The organism is Halomonas sp. CSM-2 (assembly GCF_002119345.1).
Lineage (GTDB): Bacteria > Pseudomonadota > Gammaproteobacteria > Pseudomonadales > Halomonadaceae > Vreelandella > Vreelandella janggokensis.
Genome location: NZ_NBYR01000015.1, coordinates 117,442 through 135,803, shown reverse-complemented (window position 1 = coordinate 135,803; position 18,362 = coordinate 117,442). Strand labels below are relative to the sequence as shown.

Genomic DNA, 18,362 nt, shown 5'->3' with positions numbered 1-18,362 from the left:
TACTCCGCGTCGCCACTCACTCTACAACGCTTTTCGTACAGAGGAATCTATGCCAAGGATGCAAACACGCCCGTTGGTCGCAAGCCTAGTTGCGTTAATGGGGTTATGGATGACGTTACGTCAGTTGCCTGAGGTCGTTTCATCGTTATTTATGGTGTTTTCTGATCAGGGGGATATACCAGCCAGTGTCTTAATGATCCACGCGGTGCACTTTTTTAGTTACACGCTGATTGGCGTTGGTCTTATTTTGCTACGCGAGAAGCTGGCGGGTTGGCTGGTTCCGCACGAGGCAAACATGTCGATTGGCGTTCGCGCTTTGATGGCGGTTGGAACGGCGCTTATCGGTATTTACTTTATTGCCACCGGTGTCGTTTCTCTTGGCGAGAGTTTTGCGCAACAGTACTCAAGCGCCAACCCTTATTTATTATGGCGAGGTGGAGCCTCTTTAGCGATGGGGCTGGTTCTTTTTGTGGGGTCTGTGGGTATTCAAAGGTTATGGGTATTGCTGGTCGGGCTGCGACGTGTGTAGGGCGCTGGCGCATGAAGCCACCTGCACCGAGCAGGTGACCCAAAGGAGGGCGATGTCGAGCATTGAGATGCCAGATTTGTTGCCCTTATTGAAAGAGCGCCAGGCGAGTCAGTCGCGGCAATAGCCTTCACCTGTTGCCACTACCAGACAGTCTTCTTTTTCCATTAGCCACTTCATACCGGTGGCTTCGCCGTCGCCCGCACGAAGCATCTGTGGGCCATCCCCGAGGTTGAAGCGAATGCCCTCGGCGGTGGCTTGCACTTCGAAAGTGCCGATTTGATCGGCATCCAGGCCGTAGCGCATGTGAAGGAGATAATGGCCAGGGCCTGCCGACTTGTCCTTGCTGATTTCCAGGAATAACCCTTCTACGCTAGTCCATCGGCCGACCCACTGGTCGGTCATCTGGTGGTGGGGCGCGCTTTGTTCGGCTGACGTGCTTGAGTCGGTCACGTCGGAGGTTTCGTTATGTCTATCATGAGCACAACCGCTGATAAGTAATAGGAAGCTTAACGCTAACGCTACTTTTGCCATGGCTGTCTCCCTTATCAGTACTGCCGTTACGCCCTATATACACGTAAAATGCTTTATTTAGTTTGATCGAATTTTGGGATATGTCGAAGGGGTAAACAAAATGCAAAAGGTAAGAATCGACCTGGTGTCCGATGTCGCCTGCCCGTGGTGCGCGATCGGCTACCGGCGCTTGGAGCAAGCGTTGGAAATACTAGATGGCGAGATCGACGTTGAACTCCACTGGCAGCCCTTCGAGCTCAACCCGGACATGCCGCCCGAGGGCGAGCCGATTCTGGAGCATTTATGCCGCAAGTACGGCACGGATGCTGCCAGCATGGAGCAATCCCAGCACGAGATTATGGCGGTGGCCGAAGAGCTTGGGCTGAATTTTCGTGGCGCCCAGGAGCGTCGAGCGAACAATACGTTCGCTGCCCACCGTGTGCTTGCGTGGGCCGCAACGCAGAACCTGGAGACGCCCCTGCAGTTGGCGCTGTTCGATGCCTACTTTGGTGAGGCGAAAAACCCTTCAGATCCCACTGTTCTGCGAGAGAAGGCCATCGAGGTTGGGCTTGACGGGGACGCCGCCGAGGCTATTGCCCGGTCCGATCAATACGCGGACGAAGTTCGCGCGGCAGAACAGCGATTTATGGAAGCAGGCGTGAGCGCGGTCCCAGGGTTCATTCTCGAAGGGCGCTACCTGATTTCTGGTGCCCAGCCCGCCGACGTGCTTGTCGATGCACTTCGTCAGGTGGCCGAGGAAAACGCTAGCCGCTAATGTTTCAGTGGCTCCGGCCTGAGTTGCGCTCAATCAGGCTGGTTCATATCGCAATTTCTTAAGCGCCGGCTTCAAGACGCAAAGCCAGCGCTCAATCAATTACTCCAAAAACGCCCGCAGCGTATCGCTGGCCTGGTCGATGAAGAGTACGCCGTTCAGGTGGCCGCGGTCGCCTTCCAGGGTTTCAAGCGTCACTTCGGTGCCGTCTGCTTCAATCAGCTCGGCGGTGTGGCGCACGCCTTCTGGGGCGAAGACGAGGTCACTCTCGCTGTAAAGCATCAAGGTGGGCGCATCGATGGCGGCAAGCCCTTCCTCTAACGAGTCGCCGTGGCCGGTCATAAAGGCCTGGTTGGCCTGCACCAGATACAGCAGGTGGTTGGCATCGGAGGTTTCGGCGCGTGCAGCGGCGATGTCATCCAGGGTTTGCTCTATCGCATAGCGGGCATTGATATCCTTGGCCGGGTCGCGGCCTTCGTCGGCCCAGTCGCGGTTAAAGGTGTCGTTGGCCCACTCCCAGTGGTTGGCATTGAGCGTGACCAGTTTGAGCGCTTCTTTAAGCCCGTCGGTGGGCGGCTCGCCGTCGTAGTAGTCGCCTTCGTTCCAGTTGGCATCCAGGCGAATCGGTGCGCCCCAGGCGCTCAGGGTTGCCAGCAGCCAGGGGTCGGCCACCCCGCCGCCGATCACGGGAATCAGCCGCTCGACCCGGTCTGGGTAGGCACTGGCCCACTCAAAGGCTTGAAGCGCGCTCATCGAGGCACCCATCACCGCATGCAGCGATTCAATGCCCTGGCTTTCCAGCAACTCGCGCTGCACCTCGACAAAGTCACGAATGGTCACCACCGGGAAGTCCATGCCCCAGGGTTCGCCGGTATCCGGGTTGATTGAGGCAGGCCCGGTGGTGGTGACATTCGGGTCATGGGCATTGAGGTTGACCAGCGTATCCGAGGCAATGATGTAGTACTCATCGGTATCCAGCGGTTTGCCGGGGCCGATGATCGCATCCCAGTAGCCGGTTGGTTCGCCCTCGGTCTCATAGCGGCCGGCGGCGTGGCTGGTGCCGGAGAAGAAATGGGTAATCAGAATGGCGTTATCGCGGGCCTCGTTTAATTCGCCGTAGGCCTCCCAACCCACGCTTACTTCGGGGATGGTTTCTCCCCCTTGGGTGGTGAAGTTTTCTAGCTCGAAGGTCTGCTTTTCGACTAGGCCGTCCCAAGCCATTAGTGATGAAGAGGCAATTAGGCCGATGCTGATAAACGCTGACGTTAGCAGAGGATGCCGTTGAATAAGCGCCATAAGTTCTCCTGCGATAAGGGATCATTGTGATTGTTGTTGACCATCTGCAATGGCCTTCCTCACAGCCTAGCCATTTTTAACGCATTTTGAAGGGGTTAACCCTTAGGCTTGCTGTTGGGTTTAGTGAGCAGGAGGCGCTTGATGATGTGAAGGCTAAGGTCGTTCGGCTGACGCAGCGGCCTGACGCCGTTAAATCGATGGTGTAGCGCTAGATTGCGTGAGGAATAGGCGAAAAGTTGAGTAGCATGTATACCGACTTGGCCATATAAAGCAGCATCTGAAGCCCTTTCCTGTGGTAACTCAGTGCGATACGCAAAAGCCTGCGAATGGTCAATCATCGCAGGCTCTGGGTAAGTCTCTATAAAAACATGTCTTAGCCGCGTGCTACCGCAAGCCCAGAAAGGAAAGAATCGCTATGACGATAACGACGGCACCAACAATGTAGACGATACTGTTCATCAGTAAATACTCCTTTTGTGAATCCGCAATCCGTGTCGCGCCATCATCCCTGAGGCGCACGCTCTAGCTTATTTTCGAGGCAGTCCTTCGCCTCTTTATCAAAGTAGGTGGATAGTGTTATCTGGTCTGTTGGCTAGCGCACTTAGTGGTGAAATAAACCTACTTCCGTCGAGCAGATCAGTCGCGGCAATAGCCTTCACCTGTTCTGACGATCAGACAATCTTCCTTTTCCAATAGCCACTTCATGCCTGTCGCTTCGCCGTCGCCCGCACGGAGCAGCTGTGGGCCGTCCCCGCGGTTGAAGCGAATGCCATCGGCGGTTGATTGCCCTTCGAAGGTGCCGATTTGATCAGCATCCAGGCCGTAGCGCATGTGAAGCAGGTAATGGCCCGGGCCCGCAGACGCGTCCTTGCTGATTTCCAGGAATAACCCTTCTACGCCGGTCCATCGGCCGACCCATTGGTCGGTCATCTGATGGTGGGGCTCGCTTTGCTCGGTTGATGTACCTGGCTCGGTCGCGCCGGATGTGGCGGTATTGCTGTCGTGAGCTCACCCGCTGATGAGTATCAGGGTGCTCAGAGCTAACGCTATTTTGATCATGGCGAGTGTCACCTAATGGATACTACCTAAAGCCTACTACCCCGTTTTTTTCCTGGCACGGTGTGCGGCCGCTTTCATCCGGTTGCCGCAAGCGGCCATGCTGCACCAGCGGCGGCGGTGGGATTTCGTTTGATCGTGGAACAGGAGAACGCAGTCCGAGGCTTCACATTGTTTGACGAGCTGCAGATTTTCCTCGGTAAGCAACTGGACCAACGACGCGGCGACGGGGTGTAACAGGCTTTCGCTGTCCATGTTGCGTTTATACGTTTTTTTCTGAAACACCGCCTCACTCGGCTGCCATTCAATCTTCTCTATGGGGTAACCCCATTCCAGCACGTGATTGACCACGGCGGAGTCTGCGGCCTGCTCCAGTTGGGCCGAGACGAGCAGATCCCGCATGTTGTCGCGCAGTTTCCGAGCCAACTGGGCGATCCCAGCCGGTGGGGGTTCACAAGCTTCCTTCAGTACACCCGCCTGTTGAAGCCACGCCACTACACCGCTGTCGTCATGAAGGCATTCCTGGCGCGCTTCGCCGACGCCAAATTGCGTGTTGATGAAATCGAGAGCGAGGTTGCTGGCGATAAACGGGGCGATAATTTTAGATGACATGCTGAGTAACCTTTAATTTAACGCTTGACAGGTTACTATGTTTCTTCATAACCTTCAAAAGTAATTTTTAATGGTTACTAAGGGCTTGGCTATGACATCTGAAAATATGACGGCTTCTGGATCGGCGGCGCGGCAGGTTCACTACGGTTTCGAGACAGTGGGCGATGTCGATGTCTTCTATCGTGAAGCGGGAGATCCAGCGGCGCCGACGGTATTGATGCTGCACGGGTTCGCGGCGTCCTCGTATATGTGGCGCGATGTGATTGAGGCATTGGCCGATAGCTATCACGTCGTCGCCCCGGATTTGCCGGCGTTTGGCTTTACTCAATCACCGGCGCGCGGTGAGTATGAATACACCTTTGCCAACCTGACGAAGACGATCGATCAATTTACCGAGCAGTTGAACCTTGAGCGCTACGCCATCGCCGTTCACGACTATGGTGCGCCTGTTGGCTGGCGTTTGGCAGAGGCTCACCCGTCAAAGATCACCGCGATCATTTCGCAAAACGGCAATGCGTATGAGGAGGGGCTTTCACAAGGGTGGGAGCCAATCCGCAAGTATTGGAACGACCCTTCACAAGCGAATCGTGATGCGCTCAGTGAGTTCCCGACCCCGGCGTCTATCAAATGGCAGTACGTGGAGGGGGTAAGTGATACAAGCGTCATAGCACCGGATGCCTACACGTTGGAAGGGGCGCATATTTCTCAACCTGGGATGGCGGATATCCAGCTCGATTTATTGCTGGGCTACGCGTCCAACGTGGCGAAGTACCCTGAGTTTCAGGCCTATTTTCGGGCGTATCAGCCGCCGTTGCTCGCCGTATGGGGGAAGCATGATCCATTCTTCCTGCCGCCGGGGGCTGATGCCTGGAAGCGCGATATGCCTCAGGCGGACATTCGCTTTTACGACACAGGGCACTTTGCCCTGGAGACCCACGGCGATGTCATTATCCCGGTGATTCGTGAGTTTCTGGATAACCACCTGAAGGGATAGAGAGAAGCAACAGGTTAGCCTCTGTTCCAAGCTGGGCATCATCTACGCAAGAAGGCCAAGCGGTTAAGCTTGGCCTTCTTTGTGACGCGTCGTTGCGCTTATCTGTCCTAGCGCCGTTTAAATGGATTCAGCCCGTTGGCCTGCTGCATCATCATGCGTTTGGCGAAGGGGATACGCTCGGCGATATGCAGGCTGAGATCACCCAGTTGGCGCAGCGGTTTGGCACCGGTAAACAGATGGTGGAAGCTGTCGGTGGCAGCAATCATTGCCTGGTTAGCCGCCCGGCGCTGGCACTCAAAGCGTAGTAAGTTGAGGTAGTCGCCGGGGTCGCGGCCATGAATAATAATCTCGGCGAGCGTGTCGGCGTCGTGCAGGCCGATGTTCAGTCCCTGGCCTGCCAGCGGGTGCACCACGTGGGCAGCGTCGCCGATCAGCGCCAGGCGTTTGCCGATGTAGCGCTTGGCGTGCTGGCGTTTGATGGGGAAGCTGGCGCGCGCCACGATACGGGTGAGCTTGCCCAGCCGCTCGGGGAAGGCGTCTTCGATGTCTGTCTTGAGCGCGTCATCGTCCAGCTTTTCCCGTGTCTTGGTGGCCTCGTCGCTGTCGTACCACACAAGCGACGCGCGCTGGCCGGGCAGTGGCAACATGGCCATGGGGCCGGTGGGGGTAAAGACCTGCCAACTGACGTCTTGCTGGGGCAGTTCGGTCTCCACGTTAATGATCATCGCCCGCTGGTGGTAGTCGTAATGGGTCACGCCAATGCTGGCTAATTCGCGCAGGGTGGAACGCGCACCATCGGCCCCGACGATCAACGCGGCGGTTAGCGTCTTGCCGTTATCCAGCTCGATCAGGCGCGCCTCGCCCGTGGTCAGGGTGCTTATCGGGGCGCACTGGGTATAGCAGGTCACGCCGGGGAGGTCGGCCAAACGCTGCCAGAGGGCGTACTGGAGCGTGCGGTTTTCGACAAAGATACCGAAGTCTTCCATGCCGCTGTCAGCCGCAGAGAAAAGCGAGTGGCCGGTGCCAGCCTGGTTGGCGACATCGATATGCCGGAAGGGGCAGCAGCGCTCCTCGGGCAGCTGTGTGCCGCTGGCATTGATAAACGTAAGCGAGCGCGCATTCAGCGACGAGATGCGCAGGTCGTAGTCGCCCTCGGGCGCTGCGGGGGCATCGCCTTGTTCGATCAGCCCGACGGATTGGCCCGCATTGCCCAGCCGGGCCGCCAGTGCGGCGCCCACCATGCCGCCGCCAACAATAATGACATCATGATCCCGCATCGTCCGTTGATCAGACCCTTGCATAAGTGGCTCCTCGGATAAAAAGCTTGGCACAGAGTAGGCGTTGCCGTTGTCATACAGTATCGTCTAGCGAGAGCAGAATTGCCTAGGGGTGAACATTTGACGCAGGCAGTGGACATGATCAAAAGCGTGGCCCAGGCAGGTGAAGAGCTTGCCGACTTTATCGCGCGCTACCCAAAGCTCTGGATTCTTACCGGCGCGGGCGTGAGCACCGACAGCGGGATTCCTGACTATCGCGATGCCGATGGCCAGTGGAAGCGCTCACCGCCGGTTCAGCACGGCGACTTCATGGCTTCCCATGCGGTGCGCCAGCGCTACTGGGCGCGTGCGCTGGTCGGTTTCAAGGCCCTGACCGGAGCCCAGGTGAGCGGTGCGCACAAGGCACTGGCCGCATTGGAAACCATGGGTTATGTGGAGCTGTTAGTCACCCAGAACGTGGACCGCCTGCATCAGCGGGCGGGGTCAAGGAAAGTCATTGACCTGCACGGCCGGGCCGATACCGTCAGTTGCATGAACTGTGGCTACCATATGATGCGCCACGCCATGCATAGTGAAATGGCACACCTCAACCCGCGTTTTGCCGCCCTGGATGCCGGTCATGCACCGGACGGCGACGCTGACCTGGAAACCGATTTTTCCGCCTTTAAGGTCTTCGACTGCCCGCGCTGCAGGGGGATTCTCAAACCGGACGTTGTCTATTACGGCGATGTGGTCCCGCCTGCTCGGCGGGTTGCCGCCCAGGCTGGGTTGCACAATGCGGAGGCGGTGCTGGCCGTGGGAACGTCATTGATGGTCTATTCCGGCTACCGCTTCTGCCGCGAGGCGCATGGAATGGGCCTTCCCGTTGCCTCGCTCTCGCTTGGCGTGACCCGCGCTGATGCCATGCTCACCCATCAGTGGCGCGCACCGTTAACGCCGGTGCTGGAAGAGGCGGTGCGTTGTCTGCGCGAGAATTAGCGCGCCTTGGACACCCACGGATTACCCTCCAACCATAGCCGCCAGGGTGCGTCGCGGTGCTCAGGGCTGGCGTAATCGATCCCCACGCGAGGCCCGGTCGCAATAGCGGTACTATGCGTGGCTCGGCTAATCCACAGCTGTCCAGTCTGGGTCATATCGTGGCCGTACAAGGCCTTATCAATACTAAGCGCACGGGTGAGCTTGCCCGGGCCATTGCTCAACTGCTTGCCCGGTGCCTGGCGGGTGGCACGCATTGCCGCCTCGTTGATGGTGGGCTCCACGGCGCGAATTAACACCGCGCAGGGTGAATCTTCCGGCTCGGTGACCACGTTGAGTAGCCAGTGCATGCCATATACCAGATAAATGTAGGCGTGGCCCGCTGGGCCAAACATGGCTTCCGTGCGGGGCGAGCGGCGGCGGTGGGCGTGGCAGGCGGAATCCTCAGCACCGCAATACGCCTCTGTTTCCACAATCCTGGCGGCCAGTTGCTCCCCGTTGTCTTCACGCACCAGCCAGCAGCCGAGCATGTCTCGGGCGACCGTCAGGGTATCGCGGTTATAAAAATCCTGGGGCAGGGGCGTTAGCGTAGATTTATGGGTAGTCGACATCGTTGGGAAGCTTTGTCTCGGCGTTTACTTGAGTAAAATGCTAGGGTATGAGGACATGCCTTATTCGCTAGCACGTGGATCGTTTCATGCTGTCATTTGAACATCGTTATGCCACCTTACCGGAACCGCTCTGGGTTGCCAGCCAGGCAACGCCGGTTGCCCGCCCGGAGTTGATTGCGTTTAATGCCCCGCTCGCCCGAGAACTGGGCGCGCAGGACATCCCTGATACCACCACGCTTGCCGAGTGGTTCAGTGGCAATCAGTTACCGCCCGGGGCCAAACCGGGTGCCCTGGGCTACGCGGGCCACCAGTTCGGCAACTTTGTGCCGCAGCTGGGCGATGGCCGAGCGTTACTGCTGGGTGAAGTCGTCGACCAGCACGGCAAGCGCCGTGATGTGCAGCTCAAGGGCAGCGGCCGTACGCCGTTTTCCCGCGGTGGTGATGGCCGCTCGCCCTTGGGGCCGGTGCTGCGTGAATATCTGGTCAGCGAGTTTATGGCCGCCGTAGGGATTCCTACCACCCGCGCGCTGGCGGCCGTTACCACCGGTGAGCGGGTGGTGCGCCAACTGCCCGAGCCGGGGGCGGTATTTACCCGCGTGGCCAGCAGCCATATTCGCGTCGGGACGTTTCAATTTATCGCTGCCCGTCAGGATGAAGCGGCGCTAAAGGCCCTGGCGGATCATGCCATTGAGCGCCATTACCCGGAGGCTGCTTCGGCAGACGACCCCTACATGGCGCTGCTTGAGGCGGTTGTCGCCCGCCAGGCAGAATTGATTGCCCGCTGGCTGAGCGTCGGCTTTATTCATGGGGTGATGAACACCGATAACTGCAGCCTGGCAGGGGAGACCATCGATTATGGCCCCTGTGCTTTCATGGAGCAGTTCAATCCGCAGAAGGTGTATAGCTCCATCGATGAAGGCCGCCGCTATGCGTTTGCCAACCAACCGGCGATTGCCCAGTGGAACCTGGCCCGCTTCGCCGAGACATTGCTGCCGCTGATAGACGGTGAGGGCGATGCCTTGGTTGAAAAAGCCACCGATGCTATCCGCCATTTCGATACGTTGTTTAACGCCGAACAGCGCCGCTTGCATGCCGATAAGCTAGGCCTGGAAGCGGAAAGTGACCAGGCCGAGGCGTTGATGGAAGGGCTGGAAAGCCAGATGCACCAGGGCCGGATGGACATGACCGCCACCTTTGATGCGCTGACGCAATACGTCGCGTCGCCCAGTGATCAGAGGCGTGAGGACGTGCTGGCGCTAACGCAGAACTCAGAGGCGCTAGGCGAATGGCTCAGCCAGTGGCAGGCGGCCCAGGTGGCAAGCCAAAACACCGACCGCCTGGCAGCCATGCAGCGCGCCAACCCGGTGGTTATTCCCCGCAACCACCGCGTTCAAGAGGCCATTGATGCCGCGGTCGAGGGCGATTTCACGCCGTTCCATACGCTACTTGCGGTAGTGACCAAGCCGTTTGAAGACACCGTTGAAGCGCGTCGCTTGGCGGCACCCGCCACCGAAAGCGAGCAGGTGCTGCGGACGTTCTGCGGTACCTGATGCTGTGGTAAGCTGTGTTTTTTTACAGTTTAAAGGCTAGCCAGTGCGCAAAATTATTCACTGCGACTGTGACTGTTTTTTCGCGGCGGTGGAGATGCGCGACAACCCGGCGCTGAGCGATATTCCCATCGCGATTGGCGGCAGCGTGGAGCAGCGCGGGGTGGTCGCCACCTGCAATTACCCCGCCCGCGAATACGGCATTCACTCGGCGATGCCCATGGCCCAGGCGCTCAAGCGCTGCCCGCATTTAACGGTCATTCGCGGCGATATGGCCAAGTATAAAGCCGTCGCGCGGCAGGTATTTGCCATCTATCGCGACGTTACCGAGCTTATCGAGCCGCTTTCCCTGGATGAGGCTTTCCTGGATGTCTCCGGGGTTACTCAGCATCACGGTAGTGCGACGCTCATGGCCGAGGCGATACGTGAGCGGGTCAGCCGCGAGGTAGGCATTACCGTCTCGGCGGGTGTGGCGCCGAACAAGTTTCTGGCCAAAATCGCCAGCGACTGGAACAAGCCCGACGGCCTCTGCGTGATCACGCCGGATGAGGTGGACGGCTTCGTACAGCAGCTCTCGGTGAAAAAAATCCACGGCGTGGGTCCGCGTACGGCGGAGAAACTGGCGGGTCTGGACATTCATACCTGTGCCGATTTACGCGCTCGGACACTCACGGATCTGGTGGAGCACTTCGGCCGTTTCGGGCGGCGGTTGCATGAGCTGAGCTGGGGGCGAGATGATCGACCGGTGAAAACCCACCGCGAGCGCAAATCGATCAGCACCGAGCAAACCTATGCCCAGGACTTGCCCACTCTTGAGGCCTGTCGCCATGAACTGCCGGGGCTGATCGAGGATTTAGAGCGCCGCTACGCAAGGCTGGACCCGCCGCTCGGGGTGCGCGGGCTAATCGTTAAAGTAAAGTTCAACGATTTCACCCAAACCACTGTAGAGCACGCTGACCCCGCGCCGGACCTGGCTCAGTTCGAAACACTGCTGAACGTGGGCTGGCACCGTGGCGAGCGACCCGTGCGCCTGCTGGGCGTAGGGTATCGGCTGGCGGAGAACACGCAAGTGCAACAGCTGGCGCTTTTTTAATTAGCCTGTTAACGCCTGATCGGATTGACGCTGCGCACAGAGTGAATTAAAACAGATGTATGATAGATGGTTTCTAACCACTGACTTATCGACTTCACCATGAGCCCTGCCATGCCTGCTGATACCTCATCACGCCCTCGCTTAGTGTTTGCCCATGCCAATGGCTTTCCCGGTTTGAGCTATCGCAGCCTGCTTGATCCATTGGCCGAGTCCTTTGATCTGCACCCGCTGGATCGCCTGGGGCACCATCCGGATTACCCGGTCAATCATAACTGGGGCAACCTGGTGGATGAGTTGCTGAGCTACCTCCCCGATAGCGATAAGCCATTGCTTGGTGTCGGACATTCGCTGGGCGGCACACTGATGGCGATGGCGGCTGATAAACAGCCCGAACGCTTCTGCGGCGTGATCATGCTCGATCCACCGTTGATGCTGGGACGGGATGCCTGGGCGATGAAAGCTGCCAAACGCTTTGGGTTTGTCGACCGGGTAACACCTGCGGGTAAAACCCTGGGCCGGCGCACGGTATGGCCGAGTCGTGAGGCCATGGCCAATTCGCTGCGTCGCCGGGGGCTGTTCCGGCGCTTTACCCCGGACGCGCTCAACGACTACATTGAAGCAGGAACCCGAGTGTTGGCCGACGGCAGTGCCGAACTGACGTTTGACCCGCGCATCGAGGTAGAGATTTTCCGTCATTTGCCGGACCACTTGACCCGTTTGCCGCGTCGGTTGAGCGTCCCGGTAGAGGTCGTGGCGGGCGACAACTCACACTTGTTGACGGCGTCGCGCATTCAGCGCTTGAAGCGCTATGGGGTCGAGGTGAGCCGTGTTCCTGGCACGCACATGTTCCCCATGGAGCACCCCGAGGAAACCCGCGACGCTATCCTGGATGTCTGGCATCGCATGGCCAAGACGAGTCAGTCTTCCCGCACAGCGTAAGGAGACGTTATGTATCTTTCTGTACAGCTTAGCTATTACCCACTGGCCGATGATTTCAAGCCGGTGGTGAAAGAAGTGGTAAAACGCCTGGAAGCAACAGGCCTGGAGGTTCATCCTAACCGGATGAGTACCCAGGTGTTTGGTGAATTCGACGAGGTGATGGCAGCGCTGAGCGATGTCATGAAGTGGTCGTTCGAAACCCATGGAAAAGCGGTCTTTACGGCTAATTTTCTCGAGGGTGACCGGCGGCCTCGTTAACGCCAACATAAAAAACGCCGCCCAATTGGGCGGCGTTTTGGTCTGATATAAAGATAACGCTTATACCAGCGAATCCAGGCAGGACTCGATAATATCCAGCCCTTCATTGAGCACATCGTCTTGAATGGTGACGGGCATCAAGAAGCGGATGGTGTTGCCGTACATGCCGCAGGAAAGCAGGATCAACCCTTCTTCACGTGCTTTTTTGCACAGCGCCGCGGCCAGTTCAGGGTTGGGCGTACGGTCGGTTTTGTCCGAGACCAGCTCAAAGGCTGCCATGGCACCCATGTTGCGGCTGTTATCAACGCAGGCGAACTTGCTTTCCCAATTGCTGAAGCGTTGCGCCAGCTTTTCGCCCAGCGCCTGGCTCTTCTCGAGAATGTTCTCTTCTTCAAACACTTCCATTACCGCAAGTGCAGCCGCACAGGCGGTCGGGCTGCCGGTATAGGTGCCGCCCAGCGAGTTGGGGCCAGAGGCGTCCATGACCTTGTCGGTACCCACGATCGCGGAGATCGGCATGCCGTCGGCCATGCTCTTGGCCATGGTCATGATGTCTGGCTCTACGCCGCTATGCTCGATGGCAAACATCTTGCCGGTACGACCAAAGCCCGACTGTACTTCGTCGATGATCATCAAGATGCCGTGCTCATCGCAGATTTCACGGATCTTGGTCAGGAAGCTGGTGGAGGCTGGGTAGAAGCCGCCTTCACCGAGTACCGGCTCAAGCACGATAGCGGCGGTATCTTTGGGGTTGGCGTCGGTTTTCAGCGCCATTTTCAAGCCACGGATGGCTTCGTCTTCGCTTACGCCGTGGTAGGGCACGGGGTAAGGTGCGCGGAAAACGGTGCCCGGCATCGGGCCAAAGTCGGTCTGGTAAGGCGCGACCTTGCCGTTCATGGCCATGGTGTAGAAAGTACGGCCGTGGTAGCCGCCGTCGAAGCAGACCACATTGGAGCGACCTGTGGCCGCGCGGGCAACCTTGATGGCGTTTTCCAGCGCTTCAGCGCCTGAGTTGGCCAGCATTACCTTGGCGTGGCCACGTACCGGAACGATCTGGCTCAGCTTCTCGGCGACTTTTACATAGCCTTCATAGGGCATTACCGTCTGGCAGGTGTGCATCACCTTGTCGAGCTGGGCTTTGACCGCCGCCACGACCTTGGGATGGCGGTGGCCGACGTTCAGTACGCCAATGCCGCCGGCAAAATCGATAAAGCGATTGCCATCGGCGTCCCATACTTCAGAGTTTTCCGCGCGCGCGGCAAAGGCGGTGGCGGGGCTTGCGGCACCAGCAGCGACATACTTGTTTTTTAACTCGTTTAACTCGGCATTACTCATAGCTCAACTCCTGAGTTGATGGGGATAGGCTTCAGCATAGTGCGCAATAGGCAGGATTACATGGATGAAGCGACCACAACGCGATTGCGACCCGACTGTTTAGCTTGATACATGGCTTTATCGGCATGATCAAGTAACCGGGTGGTGGAGGCCTCAACATAACCTGCCACGCCTGCGGAGAGCGTAACCGTCAAGGCCCGCTGGGTAAACGTTGTCTGGGCAACGGCAGCGCGCACTCGCTCCATGGCCTGCCGCGCATTTTCTGCATTTACTTCGGGCATGATGACCAGAAACTCTTCGCCGCCCAGGCGAATCTGCAAGTCAGTTTCGCGCAGTGTCTCGTTCACTTTAGCGGTTACTTCCTGGAGAATATCGTCGCCTACGCTATGGCCGTAGGTATCATTGATCGCCTTGAAATTATCCAGGTCAAACATCGCAATGCTAAGTGGGCTGCCATAACGCGAGCTTCGACTTAGCTCCTGTTCCAGGCGCTGCAAGCCGGCCCGGCGATTCAACAGGCCGGTGAGCTCGTCATGGTGGGCGAGGTAATGCAGGCGCTCGTTCGCCCGTTGAAGGCGTTCTTCCAGCCGTTTGCGCTGGGTGATATCGACAATAAAGGTGACTTTCCGTGGCTGGCCGTCGAAGCCGATGATGCGTGCGGCTTCGGCGATAATGGTATGCGTTTTGCCACCTTTACCGATGACCTCCCACTCCTGACGCAGCTCATGTCTCTCCTCTCCCCCTATAAACGAGTCGTGGAGGGCCTGGAGCGTCTCGCGGTTGGCATCGGGAACGACCATGGTGAAGTGCTGGCCGAGCAACTCCTCTTCGGCATAACCGTAAAAGTCACAGTACGCCGGGTTGACCATTTCAAAATAACCATGGGGGTCGGTGATGCAGATACCCAGCGGTGCCGCCTTGATGACGTTTTCCGTATTGCGTTTTGATTGGTCCAGAAGCTGATGAATGTCTGGCGAGGCGTAACTAGTCATTGGGTACCTTCGCTGACCTGCTGTGATTCTTCGCGTAGCGCCATCAGGCGCAGCTTTAAGGCTTTATCGTCAGCCAAGGCATTGACGGCCGGTCGTGCATAGTAGAACCCTTGTTGGCAGGCAATGCCTTCACGGGCCAGCCACAACGCCTCTGCGTGGGTTTCCACGCCTTCGGCAATCAGTTTGATCGCTAGTTCATCGGCCAGTTGAATGATCGAGCGAAGCAGCGACTGGCGTCTATGATCCTGGTCACAGTTCATCACCAGTTCACGGTCTATCTTGATTTTATCGGGGGCGAGGTCGGTCAGAAGGTCCAGATTGGCGTAACCATTGCCGAAATCGTCCAGGGCCGTTCTGAAACCCATCGAGCGATAGGCATCAATGATGTTGCATAGATGCTGCCTGTCACGCACGCGCTCGGTTTCGGTGATTTCGAAGATCAGTCGGTCGGTTGGCCAACCCACGCGTTTAGAGACGTCCAGTGTCGCCTGGATGCAGGCCCTGGGTTCGTATACAGCGTTGGGCAGGAAGTTGATCGACAGCGCTGTCGGCATATCAAGCGCGCTTGCCATCTCAATGGCTTTAACTCGACACGCCTGGTCAAAGTGATAGAGCAGGCTGTCGGTCACCTGGGAAATAACGCTCCAGGCAGACTCACCTTGCGGGCCCCGTACCAGAGCCTCATAGGCGTCAATCTTGGCAAGCGATACATCCACAATGGGTTGAAAGGCCATCGTGAAATCGAAGGGCAGCTCGCCTTCGCAGCGTTTGCAGGTTCCGTTTGTGCGCGCGCACTGACTCATTGTATCTCCAGGTCTCTGGCGCTCGCCAGTAACAAAACAAGCGCGGCATTGCCTACTTGGCCAAACAATAGCAGGTTAGTCGTACAAATAGACTAACTCTCTGTAAGCTTTTTGTATATGTATTGTACAGTATTTTGGTGATAACGGACATCAACCAAAAGCACCGGTATAGGCTGCTTTTTACAGTAGCCTAAGATGTAGTTAACCAGTGTACGGTTGGCTAGGCGTTTAAATGAAATCGGTCAGATTCAGATAATACCTGCATCGCGCAACGCCTGTCGCTGCTCAGGGGTAATGCCAATATCGGTTAACACGTCGTCGGTGTGTTCGCCGAGATAGGGCGGCGCCTTACTGGCGCTGATCGATTTACCATTCATGCGAATGGGGTTCGCGACCAGATCAACCTGGCCCGCCTGTGGGTGGGGCAGCGTCTGCTTTAACCCACGCGCTTTGACGTGGGCATCGTCGAATACCCGGTCCAGGGTATTGATCGGGCCGCTGGGCACGCCCACGTCTTCAAATGCCGCCAGCCAGTCGTCGGTGGGGCGCTGGGCAAGTGCCGCTTCGAGTACGGGCACCAATTGGTCGCGGTGCTGAACGCGCATGCCGTTGGTGGCAAAGCGTGGGTCGTCAGCCAGGGCGGGCAGTGAAAGCACCGAGCTAAAGCGCTTGAACTGCTCATCGTTACCCACGGCGACAATCATATGGCCGTCCTGGGTGGCAAAGGCCTGGTAAGGCACGATATTGGGGTGGGCGTTACCCAGCCGCTGGGGGACGTTGCCTGAGGTTAAATAGTTCAAGGCCTGATTGGCGAGCACGCCTACCTGAACGTCCATCAGCGCCATATCGATATGGCAGCCGACACCCGTGTCGCGGCGCTGGTAGAGGGCGGCGAGCACTGCGTTGGCGGCGTACAGGCCGGTAAAGATGTCAGTAAACGCCACGCCGCTTTTTACCGGGCCGCCGCCAGGTTCCTCATCAGGCTTGCCCGTCAGGCTCATGATCCCGCCCATGGCTTGAATCATGAAGTCGTAGCCGGCGCGGTGGGCGTAGGGGCTTTCCTGGCCGAAGCCGGTAATCGAGCAATAGACCAGGCCCGGGTTGAGGGCCTTGAGGCTTGCGTAATCCAGGCCGTACTTCTTGAGGCCGCCGACTTTGAAATTCTCGATCACTACGTCACTGTCAGCCGCCATCTGCTTGATGAGTGCCTGGCCCTCGGGCTTTGCCATGTCCACCGTGACCGAACGCTTGCCGCGGTTGGCGCACAGATAGTAGGCCGACTCGGTACTGCCCGCGAGCCAGGGCGGACCCCAGTGGCGGGTGTCATCGCCGCAGCCGGGGCGTTCCACCTTGATCACGTCGGCCCCCATGTCGGCCAGCATTTGCCCACACCATGGGCCGGCCAGCACTCGGGAGATATCGAGCACCTTGATTCCGGCCAAGGGTTTGGTTAGCTCGCCCATAGAGGCTCCTGTAAGGGGGGATAAGTGCTCAAAGCCTGGTGCTCAACAGATAGTGATAAACGACAGTGATCAAAAGAACGCCTGAATGCCGGTCTGGGCGCGACCCAGAATCAAGGCGTGCACGTCGTGGGTGCCTTCGTAGGTGTTGACCGATTCCAGGTTCACCATGTGGCGAATGACGCCGTACTCGTCAGAAACGCCATTACCACCGTGCATGTCCCGGGACTGACGGGCGATATCCAGCGCCTTGCCGCAGTTGTTACGCTTGATCAGCGAGACCATTTCCGGTGCCCAGTTGCCGCTATCCATCAGGCGGCCCACCTGGAGCGCTGACTGCAGGCCAAGGGTGATCTCGGTTTGCATGTCAGCGAGTTTTTTTTGGATCAGCTGGTTGGCGGCCAGCGGGCGACCAAACTGCTTACGGTCCAGGGTGTACTGGCGGGCGGCATGCCAGCAGAATTCAGACGTGCCCATCACGCCCCAGGCAATGCCGTAGCGGGCCTTGTTCAGGCAGCCGAACGGTCCCTTCAAGCCGCTGACATTGGGCAGCAGGTTCTCTTCAGGCACAAACGCATTTTCAAGCACGATCTCGCCGGTAATCGACGCGCGCAGCGAGACCTTGCCTTCGATTTTCGGCGTGGTGAAACCTTCCACGCCGCGTTCGACGATAAAGCCCTTGATCTGGTTGTCGTGGGCGGCCGACTTGGCCCAGACCACCGCGATATCGGCAATCGGACTGTTGGTGATCCACATCTTGGCGCCGGTCAGGCGATAGCCGCCGTCAACTTTCTCTGCGCGGGTAATCATGTTGCCGGGATCGGAGCCGTGGTCTGGCTCGGTCAGGCCGAAGCAGCCGACCATCTCGCCGCTGGCAAGCTTGGGCAGGAATTTCTGTTTCTGTTCTTCGGAGCCATAGGTCTCGATGGGGTACATTACCAGCGACGACTGCACGCTCATGGCGGAGCGATAGCCGGAGTCCACGCGCTCGACTTCCCGGGCAATCAGGCCGTAAGCGACGTGGTTGACGCCTGCGCCGCCGTAGTCGGGGGAAACGGTCGCCCCCAGCAGGCCAAGCTCGCCCATTTCGGTCATGATCTCGCGGTCGAAGCGTTCTTCACGGAAGGCGCTGAGCACCCGGGGCTGAAGGTTTTCCTGGCAGTAGTCGTGGGCGGCGTCGCGGATTTGGCGCTCTTCGTCGCTCAACTGTTGCTCAAGCAGCAGCGGGTCGTCCCAGTTGAAGTGTGTCATGTGAACTCCTTGGTGCTGTCCCGCAGACGCCCGCAAGCGACCACGGCAATAA

The 18,362-nt window shown here is 58.2% G+C and carries 19 protein-coding genes; 8 read left to right on the top strand and 11 right to left on the bottom strand.

Annotated elements, in window-relative coordinates:
• Window positions 1-109 precede the first annotated feature (109 nt).
• The gene (locus B7L15_RS14270; protein ID WP_254902950.1) at window positions 110-529 is read left to right on the top strand and encodes a hypothetical protein; all 420 of its coding nucleotides are present in this window, start codon (window positions 110-112) and stop codon (window positions 527-529) included.
• Window positions 530-637: 108 nt separating this feature from the next.
• On the opposite strand, the gene B7L15_RS14265 is transcribed toward B7L15_RS14270, so the two are convergent.
• Complete coding sequence (locus B7L15_RS14265) at window positions 638-1,060, bottom strand: hypothetical protein (RefSeq protein ID WP_085919615.1); 423 nt, start codon at window positions 1,058-1,060, stop codon at window positions 638-640.
• A gap of 100 nt (window positions 1,061-1,160) precedes the next feature.
• Here B7L15_RS14265 and B7L15_RS14260 point away from each other — a divergent pair, with 100 nt between their 5' ends.
• The gene (locus tag B7L15_RS14260) at window positions 1,161-1,814 is read left to right on the top strand and encodes a DsbA family oxidoreductase (RefSeq protein WP_085919614.1); all 654 of its coding nucleotides are present in this window, start codon (window positions 1,161-1,163) and stop codon (window positions 1,812-1,814) included.
• Between the two features lie 99 nt (window positions 1,815-1,913).
• Here B7L15_RS14260 and B7L15_RS14255 read toward each other — a convergent pair whose 3' ends face one another.
• From B7L15_RS14255 to B7L15_RS14245, 3 genes are all read right to left on the bottom strand, one after another.
• The gene (locus B7L15_RS14255) at window positions 1,914-3,107 is read right to left on the bottom strand and encodes an E22 family MetX-like putative esterase (RefSeq protein WP_085919613.1); all 1,194 of its coding nucleotides are present in this window, start codon (window positions 3,105-3,107) and stop codon (window positions 1,914-1,916) included.
• A 636-nt stretch (window positions 3,108-3,743) separates the two neighbouring features.
• Window positions 3,744-4,037: a hypothetical protein gene (locus B7L15_RS14250; protein ID WP_254902949.1), complete on the bottom strand. Its 294-nt coding sequence runs from the start codon at window positions 4,035-4,037 to the stop codon at window positions 3,744-3,746.
• 165 nt (window positions 4,038-4,202) lie between these two features.
• Window positions 4,203-4,775, bottom strand: coding sequence for a CGNR zinc finger domain-containing protein (locus B7L15_RS14245; RefSeq protein ID WP_085919612.1), 573 nt, complete (start codon window positions 4,773-4,775; stop codon window positions 4,203-4,205).
• Between the two features lie 91 nt (window positions 4,776-4,866).
• On the opposite strand from B7L15_RS14245, the gene B7L15_RS14240 reads away from it, so the two are divergent.
• Window positions 4,867-5,769 (top strand): alpha/beta fold hydrolase, encoded by a 903-nt coding sequence (locus tag B7L15_RS14240; RefSeq protein ID WP_176243696.1) that lies wholly within the window; start codon window positions 4,867-4,869, stop codon window positions 5,767-5,769.
• 107 nt (window positions 5,770-5,876) lie between these two features.
• Here the strand turns inward: B7L15_RS14240 and B7L15_RS14235 are convergent, their stop codons facing one another.
• Window positions 5,877-7,070 carry a UbiH/UbiF/VisC/COQ6 family ubiquinone biosynthesis hydroxylase gene (locus B7L15_RS14235; protein ID WP_085919611.1) on the bottom strand — a complete coding sequence of 398 codons (1,194 nt, stop codon included), beginning with the start codon at window positions 7,068-7,070 and terminating at the stop codon, window positions 5,877-5,879.
• A 114-nt stretch (window positions 7,071-7,184) separates the two neighbouring features.
• Here B7L15_RS14235 and B7L15_RS14230 point away from each other — a divergent pair, with 114 nt between their 5' ends.
• Window positions 7,185-8,024 carry an NAD-dependent protein deacetylase gene (locus B7L15_RS14230; protein WP_085919610.1) on the top strand — a complete coding sequence of 280 codons (840 nt, stop codon included), beginning with the start codon at window positions 7,185-7,187 and terminating at the stop codon, window positions 8,022-8,024.
• Here B7L15_RS14230 and B7L15_RS14225 read toward each other — a convergent pair.
• Entirely contained in the window at window positions 8,021-8,632 is a 612-nt protein-coding gene (locus B7L15_RS14225; RefSeq protein WP_085919609.1) for a DNA-3-methyladenine glycosylase, read from the bottom strand. The genes B7L15_RS14230 and B7L15_RS14225 overlap by 4 nt on opposite strands.
• 86 nt (window positions 8,633-8,718) lie before the next feature.
• On the opposite strand from B7L15_RS14225, the gene B7L15_RS14220 reads away from it, so the two are divergent.
• From B7L15_RS14220 to B7L15_RS14205, 4 genes are all read left to right on the top strand, one after another.
• Window positions 8,719-10,182, top strand: coding sequence for a protein adenylyltransferase SelO (locus B7L15_RS14220; RefSeq protein ID WP_085919608.1), 1,464 nt, complete (start codon window positions 8,719-8,721; stop codon window positions 10,180-10,182).
• A 43-nt stretch (window positions 10,183-10,225) separates the two neighbouring features.
• A complete protein-coding gene (gene dinB / locus B7L15_RS14215) occupies window positions 10,226-11,272 on the top strand; it encodes a DNA polymerase IV (RefSeq protein WP_085919607.1) in 1,047 nt (348 codons plus the stop codon).
• Window positions 11,273-11,383: 111 nt separating this feature from the next.
• Complete coding sequence (locus B7L15_RS14210) at window positions 11,384-12,211, top strand: alpha/beta fold hydrolase (protein WP_085919606.1); 828 nt, start codon at window positions 11,384-11,386, stop codon at window positions 12,209-12,211.
• 9 nt (window positions 12,212-12,220) lie between these two features.
• Complete coding sequence (locus B7L15_RS14205; protein ID WP_008958845.1) at window positions 12,221-12,469, top strand: YkoF family thiamine/hydroxymethylpyrimidine-binding protein; 249 nt, start codon at window positions 12,221-12,223, stop codon at window positions 12,467-12,469.
• A 60-nt stretch (window positions 12,470-12,529) separates the two neighbouring features.
• On the opposite strand, the gene gabT is transcribed toward B7L15_RS14205, so the two are convergent.
• The 5 genes from gabT to B7L15_RS14180 form a co-directional block, all read right to left on the bottom strand.
• On the bottom strand, window positions 12,530-13,804 hold the full coding sequence (gene gabT, locus B7L15_RS14200) for a 4-aminobutyrate--2-oxoglutarate transaminase (RefSeq protein WP_085919605.1): 1,275 nt from the start codon (window positions 13,802-13,804) through the stop codon (window positions 12,530-12,532).
• 56 nt (window positions 13,805-13,860) lie between these two features.
• Window positions 13,861-14,796, bottom strand: coding sequence for a sensor domain-containing diguanylate cyclase (locus B7L15_RS14195; protein ID WP_085919604.1), 936 nt, complete (start codon window positions 14,794-14,796; stop codon window positions 13,861-13,863).
• Window positions 14,793-15,599: an EAL domain-containing protein gene (locus B7L15_RS14190; RefSeq protein ID WP_085919603.1), complete on the bottom strand. Its 807-nt coding sequence runs from the start codon at window positions 15,597-15,599 to the stop codon at window positions 14,793-14,795. The genes B7L15_RS14195 and B7L15_RS14190 overlap by 4 nt, the downstream gene beginning before the upstream one ends.
• A 248-nt stretch (window positions 15,600-15,847) precedes the next feature.
• Window positions 15,848-17,062, bottom strand: a complete 1,215-nt coding sequence (locus B7L15_RS14185) for a CaiB/BaiF CoA transferase family protein (RefSeq protein ID WP_085919602.1) — start codon at window positions 17,060-17,062, stop codon at window positions 15,848-15,850.
• A 69-nt stretch (window positions 17,063-17,131) separates the two neighbouring features.
• Window positions 17,132-18,310: an acyl-CoA dehydrogenase gene (locus B7L15_RS14180; protein WP_085919601.1), complete on the bottom strand. Its 1,179-nt coding sequence runs from the start codon at window positions 18,308-18,310 to the stop codon at window positions 17,132-17,134.
• Window positions 18,311-18,362: the final 52 nt, after the last annotated feature.